This is a genomic window from Candidatus Latescibacterota bacterium (assembly GCA_019038625.1).
Classification (GTDB): Bacteria; Krumholzibacteriota; Krumholzibacteriia; order Krumholzibacteriales; family Krumholzibacteriaceae; genus JAGLYV01.
Map to the genome: position 1 here is coordinate 1 of JAHOYU010000265.1, position 7,570 is coordinate 7,570.

Consider the following 7,570-nt stretch of genomic DNA (forward strand, 5'->3'; position numbering starts at 1 on the left):
GAGTAGTTCTGCACCATCCGCAATGCTCACAAGACTCCTCAATCTGTTCATACGCAGTTCAGCATCGCTATAAACGCGAGTCAGATTCGCAATAACTTCATCCAGGGTTATTGCCTCCTTAGCCTGATATTTTTTCGGCACTGAATCCTCCTGCCGGGTGTTGACCTGCTCCTCCTCTTGGTACCACACTGGCCTATAAAGGGACTATGGTTTTTTGTTATTAATAAGATAATGATGTTGCAGAGAATAAAATGGGGGCGGGTTATTTTTTAACCCGAATATCCCCATAGTAGATTCAGATTACGAAGCGTTCTCTAATCCGACCTATCTTAATAATGTCATCTTTTTGGTAATAGAGTTCTTTCCCGCTACAAGTCTGTAGAAATATATTCCGGAAACAACATGATTTCCACCTGCATCCCTGCCGTTCCAGTGAACAAGGGACTCTCCGGCATCCGCCACCGCATCGAAGACGACTGCTACGAGCCTTCCCGTCACATCGTGGATCGTGATCCTGACATGATGCCTTTCGGGAATTGAAAACGTTATAGAGGTCGAAGGATTGAAGGGATTGGGAATGTTCTGATAAAGATACATATCCGCACAAGGAATTATTACCTCATCTGTCTCAAAAAGAAGGCTGCTTATTCCATCGATTGAATAAAGTACGCGATAACTATAGATCTCGCCCGGCTTGCAGCTTCTGTCTGTAAAACTGAATTCCATCCCATTACACTCTACCTGCCCGTGCATCGGCACGAAAGAGCCGCCGTCTTTCAAACACCTTCTCGCTTCGAATACTGCATCCGCATCTATCATAGAAAGAGACCAGCTGACAATGACTTCAGATATGTCAGCCCGGATATCGAATCCGGACAGGAGCGTTGCGACAGGTTCGCCTAAACAGTCTATAGCACCTGCATATATATCCGCATTATCCACTCCCTCCCGATAATCTGTCCATGCCATGATCGCACCCCCCACCCCATCCGGGCAGATCCCTGGATAACTCTGTCTGATGCTGTTCTCCGCCAGAGGGATTCCCAGAGTCGACCACGTGCGGGTCCCAAGAGAATCGATGTGCTGCGTATAGGCTTTCCAGCCATCCCTGTTATCTACCCATATCAAATGGACTCCCTTTTTACTATCGGTGGCGGCACAGAGATTATAAATATCTCCCTCTCCACAGATATTCGACATCCACAGGAGTCCTCCGTCCTTTTCATAACTGCCCACCCGCCCGTAGAGTCCCTCATAGTATGCTAATATGAACCCCCCATCGTCGCGGACGACTATGCAGGGGAAGAAATTGAACGGTTTCTCTGTCCAGCTGGACTGCTTCAGCCCGTACCGGGATGTTCCAGTCGAATCTACATGTTGTCTCGCAACTACATACGCCTCGAAGTTTGTTCGCGCCTCCCAGAAGATGATCGCGCCGAATCGGTTGTCGTATTCGATGCCCCTCATCATATGGTTGAATTCATTGTCCCACAAAAAGTGTCCGCCTGCTGCCCAGGCAAGCGTGCCGTCCGCGCGCACCCTTTGCGCCCAGATCTCGCTATCTTCCCAGGCGATTATGGCGCCGCCCTGGCCGTCCCTGCAGATACAAGACCTGTAATAGCCTGCGTCGCCAGTATCCAGGGCGACCCCTCCGGCTACCCATGCCGGCATCCCGTTCCCGTACAACCTCTGCGCATATACACCCTCTCCTCCGGACCGGTCGTCTTCCCAGCAAACTATTATCCCGTCATCTGAGCCCGGACAAAGATCAGGATGGCTCTGCACTCCACCTATTACGCAGACAGGGACCCCATCCTCAGTCCACAGAGGTGTGCCCCCAGCGTCCAGGTGCTGGGCGTAGATATCATCGTCATGCTGCCATGTGACAAAAACTCCTCCTGAACCATCTGGTATGATGGCCGCGTCAGACTGTGGCGAAGTACTCGCGGTTACCCTTACGTCCGAGACAGGCCACTGAAATCTTCCGAAATCGTCTATTTTCTGGGCAAAGATAGCGCCTCCGGTGACGGACTCGTCCAACCAGACTATGATAGCCCCGCCACCGGGACACTCGGCAATCAACGAATGGCTCTGGATTCCAGGAACGGTGCATATGGGAACCCCGTCCTCGATAAATCCTGCTTTCGGAGATGAAATAGATAGTAGAAACATACAAACGACCACGAGAAGATAATAATACCGTTTCATGCCTGCCCCTCTCCGCAGTTGATGATTCTTCTTCAAACAATAGAATGAATTACTTTTCCGCTTGGGGCTATTGTACCATTTATGTATGTAAAATCAATACCAAATCACAGCCTGGTTGGGTCGGGGGGCCTGAGACAAAAAAATGGGGTGGATAACGGGATTCGAACCCGCGACAACTGGATCCACAATCCAGGGCTCTACCACCTGAGCTATATCCACCACATTCGTCCTGATAATCTATCGATAAACATTGATTACTGCAAGAAAAAAGCGCACCCTCTGCGAAGGTGCGCTTCCATTATTTACGCCCGGCAGGATTCGAACCTGCGACCTACGGATTAGAAGTCCGTTGCTCTATCCAGCTGAGCTACGGGCGCATTTCATTTTCCGCAATAAGTTAGCAGGACTGAAGGTCAGAGGCAATCTCAAAATTCATCGACCATCGGCATTCCCCCGATGAATCTGCCTCCCTGGAGAGGCAATAAAAAACCCGTTGCTGTATTAGGAGCGGCAACGGGCTTGAAAACACTGAGCCGTATTGAGAGTACTGCATTCAGTGTTGGATGCACTGTAACCATAAACAGCAGAAGCCGTCAAGCTTACTTTGTGCTTTTAAATAAAATGGTGCCCGGTTATCGTGGCCCATCCCGCGATCGCACGCTGGATTTCCAAACAACTCTGAATTCCGTGCCCGGCCACTGGATCTGCTCAGGTCCAATGGCCGGGTTCTATTATACTTTTCATTGAACACTCGGTCCCACGGGGTTATTATAGCCCCCATGATAAACATTAATAAACTGCCCGGCAGGACTGATGATACCAGAATCATCTTCGCCGGCCTTCCATTCGACCACAATTCTTCTTTTATGAAGGGTCCGGCTGACGCTCCTCCGAAGATCAGAGAGGCCCTTTTCTCGAGTTCATCGACCATGTGGTCGGAATCAGGTATAGACCTCGGCGAGAAGGGTCTTGTCGTAGACGCGGGAGACCTGGGTGTTTCCGTCGACGGCGCCTTCACAGCTATCGGGAAACTTGTCAACTCCATCCTCGACTCAGGCGCAGTACCATTCTTTCTCGGTGGAGACCATTCAGTGACCTGGCCGATCTTCGAGGCGTTGAACACACGCGTTCCCCGGATCGACATCCTGCATTTCGACGCACATCCGGATCTATACGACAATCTCGACGACAACCGGGAATCCCACGCATGCCCCTTTGCCAGGATCATGGAGAAAGGGACGGTAGGGCGACTCGTACAGGTCGGCATCCGATCTACGACAGGGCACCAGATAGAACAGGCCGCGAGGTTCGGCGTTGAGACCATCTCCATGCAGGAGATCCATTCCGCGGACGGATCCATTTCCGGACTGAAAGAAAAACTGATATTCGACAATCCTCTCTATATATCGTTCGATATCGACGCGCTCGACCCGGCTTTCGCGCCGGGTGTATCACATTTTGAACCGGGCGGACTGACGTCCAGGCAGGCTATATCATTCATCCAGTCTCTGTCAGCCCCATCTATCGCGGGAGCAGATATTGTCGAGTATAATCCGGACCGGGACAGATCAGATGTCACGGCGTACCTTTGTGCCAAGATATTCAAGGAAATCGCAGCAAGAATAATCGCTCCCGGATGATCGATCCGTTGCCGTCCACATCGGAGAGGACAATGTCGATTCCAGAAAACACGTCGAAAAACACGCACAATGTCGTGATGCGCCTGCTCGAGGAAAACCTGTCCGTGAAACGGACTGACACCCCGGCAGCCCCCGAAGATAATGCCGAGAAACTTTGTTCGCCCCTCTGCGGCGCAAGGATACTCGATATCCCATGTGGTGCAGGAGCCTTTACGGACAGGCTGCTGCGAGCGAAGGCCGAAGTACATTCCGCGGACATCGAAAACATCCTGCAGATCCAGGCCGGCAATTTCAGCCAGGCAGACATGAACGACACTCTCCCCTATGATGATGAGTTCTTTGACGCTATCGTCTGCATCGATGGCATCGAACACCTTGAGAAACCGACTGATTTCATACGTGAGACCGTCAGGACTCTCAGTCCGGGGGGAACTCTCATACTGTCCACTCCGAATATCAGCTCCCTGAGGTCCAGAAGCAGGTTCCTTTTCACCGGCCATCATAACAAGTGCAAGACTCCACTCGATGAAAGTAATCCAGGTCCTCTGCACCACATATCGATGTTCACATTTCCGGAAATCAGATACATGCTTCACACGAACAGTATAAAAATCGACAAAATCGTCACGAACAGGATCAAGGTCGCTTCCTTCCCGTATATGCTTCTCGTGCCATTCGCGTGGCTGGCTACAAAGGCGAGTTATTCGAAAAACGAAAAAGACAGGGGCTGCCGAAAAACGAATCGGGAGATATTCCGGCAACTTTTCTCCGGACCAGTCCTCCTGGGCGAGACATTGATCGTTTCAGCGAGAAAGGCCTGAACTTATGGATCGAAGGACCATATGCTTCTTTAACAGCACAAGAGCCTGGGGCGGAGGCGAAAAATGGCACTTCGACATGATCACGAAACTCGATCCCGACAGGTACCGGGTCATCGCTGTAGCAGACAGAGCTGGAGAACTTTATTCGAGACTCTCCAGGGTCAATATCCCTCTTCATGGAGTCACCGTCTCAAATATCAGCTTTCTGTCGCCTTTAAGGGTGAGGAAGATCGTTGAACTACTCGCCTCAGAAAAAGTTGATACGATCATCATGAACCTTCCTTCCGATCTCAAGCTTGCCGGCCCTGCCGCCGCATCGGCAGGTGTCCGGAACATCATCTATCGCAGGGGGAGTGCCATCCCAGTACGTAACAGCTGGCTCAACCGAAGGCTGTTCGGCAAATACATCACCGGGATCATAGCCAATTCGAAAGAGACAAAAAGAACTATCCTGATGAAAAATCCCGGCCTTTTTGATCCAGACAGGATCAAAGTGATCTACAACGGCCTCGATATCGTCGAATGGGATGACACGCCCGAATCAAGGATCTACCAGGCTCAGCCGGGAGAGATCGTCATAGGCAACGCGGGCAGGATGGTAAAGCAGAAGGGGCAGGAATCACTTATAAAGATCGCAGTAGGACTGAAAGAAGAGGGCCTTGATTTCAGGTTGCTGATCGCCGGCGACGGGCCGCTCCGCCAGAGACTTGAAGCTATGGCGGAAAAAGCAGGAGTTTCAGACAGGACGGTCTTTACCGGATTCGTCCGCAACATGAAAAGCTTCATGGAGAGCCTGGATATCTTCGTTCTCACCTCTTTATGGGAGGGCTTCGGCTACGTAATCGTAGAAGCCATGGCTGCGGCCAGGCCAGTGGTGGCGTTCAATAACAGCAGCAACCCCGAGATCATCAACGATGGGGAAACGGGCATCCTCGTTTCATCCATCGATAAGATGGCAAAAAGTATCATTTCACTTTCTTCGGATTCAGAGAGAATAAGGCGGCTGGGTAATAATGGAAGACTCTCTCTCGAATCAATGTTCAGCATGAATAAAGCTGTCACCAGACTGCAAAAGTATATCGACGATTTAGATAACTAGCTCTGGCATATTAATCAATATTAAAACCAGAAGATTATCTTCAATTAGTCAGTCATCTGGCACACTGACAATACGTTACAAGAAATACCCCCTCAAACTTCCTAAAATTGAGTAAGAGTACTTATTGTGCCATAATGAATCTATTATTATAATTATTATAGAATCTCAGGCAGGGTCAGCAAGCGGGCAACAACTTCAGGACAACATCGACAGACAACGAGATTTCCCATTCGCCGGGGCGCCGTTAACCAGGGTAACGGGTGAAAAGACGACAGTGTAAAATAGACGGTCGTTGCATCTTCCTCTACCGGGATTGCCGGCGCGTTGGCGGGTTTTGCATTTCGGTGCAGGGCGCAGGAAGTCATGAAAGCAGGCAGAGACGAGAGAGATAGTAACGTATCCAGAGTCCATGCCGGCGATCAACGATGACTGCGCCCAATCATTATTATAGGTATATACCACTAAATAATCCTTGAATGCTTTCCAGATTGGGTGTATAATCGCTGTATTAAGGGATCATGTGTTCTTTAATAGGGGGGGAACAAAATGCGCCGGGTTCGCGTCAGGGGACTGACAGTCCCTGCGGCAGGTTTTCTGCTGCTTGTAGCTGCGACTGTTGCAGCTGATCCATGTCTTGTCGTTTATCCATCCAGCGCCTGCGTATACCACTACGATGAAGCTGAATACTACACTGTGGGCCCCGGCCACCCGTATTACGATGCTGAGTACGATCGCGGCGGGATAGTCCTGCTGGAGCTGGGATCGAACGAGATCGACGGAAGCATCTACCAGGCTCCGGGCCTGAGCGGATTCGAACCTTCGATCGATGGCAATGATGGATTTGTATTCGTTGGAACAGATTTCGAGCTGATCGTGGATGGATATTCAGACGTTCCGACTACGTTTGTCAATATCCTTGTCGTTTTCGATCAGCCCGATCCCAGCGAATGTGTCCCGTTCATCTTCGTTGATGGAAGTCCTGTCACAATCGGGACCTATCCGTTGGGTGACCTTGTAGTCAGCACACCGACTGACGATGGCAACCAGTATTCCGATACGATGGTGTTGGACGTCAGCTGGAGAGGCTGCTACGGCCTGCATATCTGGGCTTTCTCCGATGAAAACTACAACGGGATCAGAGATGGCGGAGAGTGCTTTACCGCCTTTTCGCATGACATGGTCGTGCCGACGAGATCAAAAACATGGGGAGCTATCAAATCGATCTACAAATAAAGGGATCCCGATAGCTTGAGCCTGATCGTTATTAATCTACCATGCGATGGCGGGTCATACTGTGGGGTTTTGTCTGCCCTCACTTGACTGCACCCCCCTGAAAATGGTACAATATAGAAAACCTGAGGAACCTCTACCGCTCCGGCGGTGGCTCTATGACACATGGAGGTGTTTCGCGGGTTTTTTTGCGTAAATAACAGAATCGCTCAATTACATCACGCGCACGCACAACCAGAGGAGTGAGCCATGAGATCCCCGATCAAAGTATTGCTGGCTACCCTTGTTACAGCAGTATTTGTCTTCTACGGCTGCAACACCGACCAGACCACAAATGTCAATGTCGACGGAGGAGAGAACCCGGGTGGCACGGTCATCACAAGGGTAGACACCGTTTTTGTAGACGATTGTCCTCCATGCTTCCCGGATACCATTTATACCGGAAACTGCCCCCCCTGCGACCCTGACACTGTTTATGTCAATACTGGCGGAGATTGCCCCGACTGCCCTGACTGCCCTGATTGTCCGGATTGCCCCGATTGCCCACCGGTTAGCGGCAGCCCATATGAAGG

The 7,570-nt window shown here is 50.7% G+C and carries 6 protein-coding genes and 2 tRNA genes; 5 read left to right on the forward strand and 3 right to left on the reverse strand.

The window, feature by feature from the left end:
* Positions 1–324 precede the first annotated feature (324 nt).
* From KOO63_16675 to KOO63_16685, 3 genes are all read right to left on the reverse strand, one after another.
* A complete protein-coding gene (locus KOO63_16675) occupies positions 325–2,208 on the reverse strand; it encodes a T9SS type A sorting domain-containing protein (GenBank protein ID MBU8923453.1) in 1,884 nt (627 codons plus the stop codon).
* A gap of 143 nt (positions 2,209–2,351) precedes the next feature.
* Positions 2,352–2,427: transfer RNA gene (locus tag KOO63_16680), tRNA-His, on the reverse strand.
* A gap of 84 nt (positions 2,428–2,511) precedes the next feature.
* A tRNA-Arg gene (locus tag KOO63_16685) sits at positions 2,512–2,585 on the reverse strand.
* A 402-nt stretch (positions 2,586–2,987) separates the two neighbouring features.
* Here KOO63_16685 and speB point away from each other — a divergent pair.
* The 5 genes from speB to KOO63_16710 form a co-directional block, all read left to right on the forward strand.
* The gene (gene speB, locus KOO63_16690; protein ID MBU8923454.1) at positions 2,988–3,848 is read left to right on the forward strand and encodes an agmatinase; all 861 of its coding nucleotides are present in this window, start codon (positions 2,988–2,990) and stop codon (positions 3,846–3,848) included.
* A gap of 32 nt (positions 3,849–3,880) precedes the next feature.
* Entirely contained in the window at positions 3,881–4,669 is a 789-nt protein-coding gene (locus tag KOO63_16695; protein ID MBU8923455.1) for a methyltransferase domain-containing protein, read from the forward strand.
* Between the two features lie 4 nt (positions 4,670–4,673).
* On the forward strand, positions 4,674–5,768 hold the full coding sequence (locus KOO63_16700) for a glycosyltransferase (GenBank protein MBU8923456.1): 1,095 nt from the start codon (positions 4,674–4,676) through the stop codon (positions 5,766–5,768).
* A gap of 546 nt (positions 5,769–6,314) precedes the next feature.
* On the forward strand, positions 6,315–7,001 hold the full coding sequence (locus tag KOO63_16705; protein ID MBU8923457.1) for a hypothetical protein: 687 nt from the start codon (positions 6,315–6,317) through the stop codon (positions 6,999–7,001).
* Between the two features lie 246 nt (positions 7,002–7,247).
* Positions 7,248–7,570 (forward strand): hypothetical protein (locus KOO63_16710; protein MBU8923458.1); only part of this gene is annotated, 323 nt, incomplete at its 3' end.

Coding starts and splice junctions, on each gene's coding strand:
- KOO63_16675 (MBU8923453.1), bottom strand. CDS start 2,208: ATGAAACGGTATTATTATCTTCTCGTGGTCGTTTGTATGTTTCTACTA.
- speB (MBU8923454.1), top strand. CDS start 2,988: ATGATAAACATTAATAAACTGCCCGGCAGGACTGATGATACCAGAATC.
- KOO63_16700 (MBU8923456.1), top strand. CDS start 4,674: ATGGATCGAAGGACCATATGCTTCTTTAACAGCACAAGAGCCTGGGGC.
- KOO63_16705 (MBU8923457.1), top strand. CDS start 6,315: ATGCGCCGGGTTCGCGTCAGGGGACTGACAGTCCCTGCGGCAGGTTTT.
- KOO63_16695 (MBU8923455.1), top strand. CDS start 3,881: ATGTCGATTCCAGAAAACACGTCGAAAAACACGCACAATGTCGTGATG.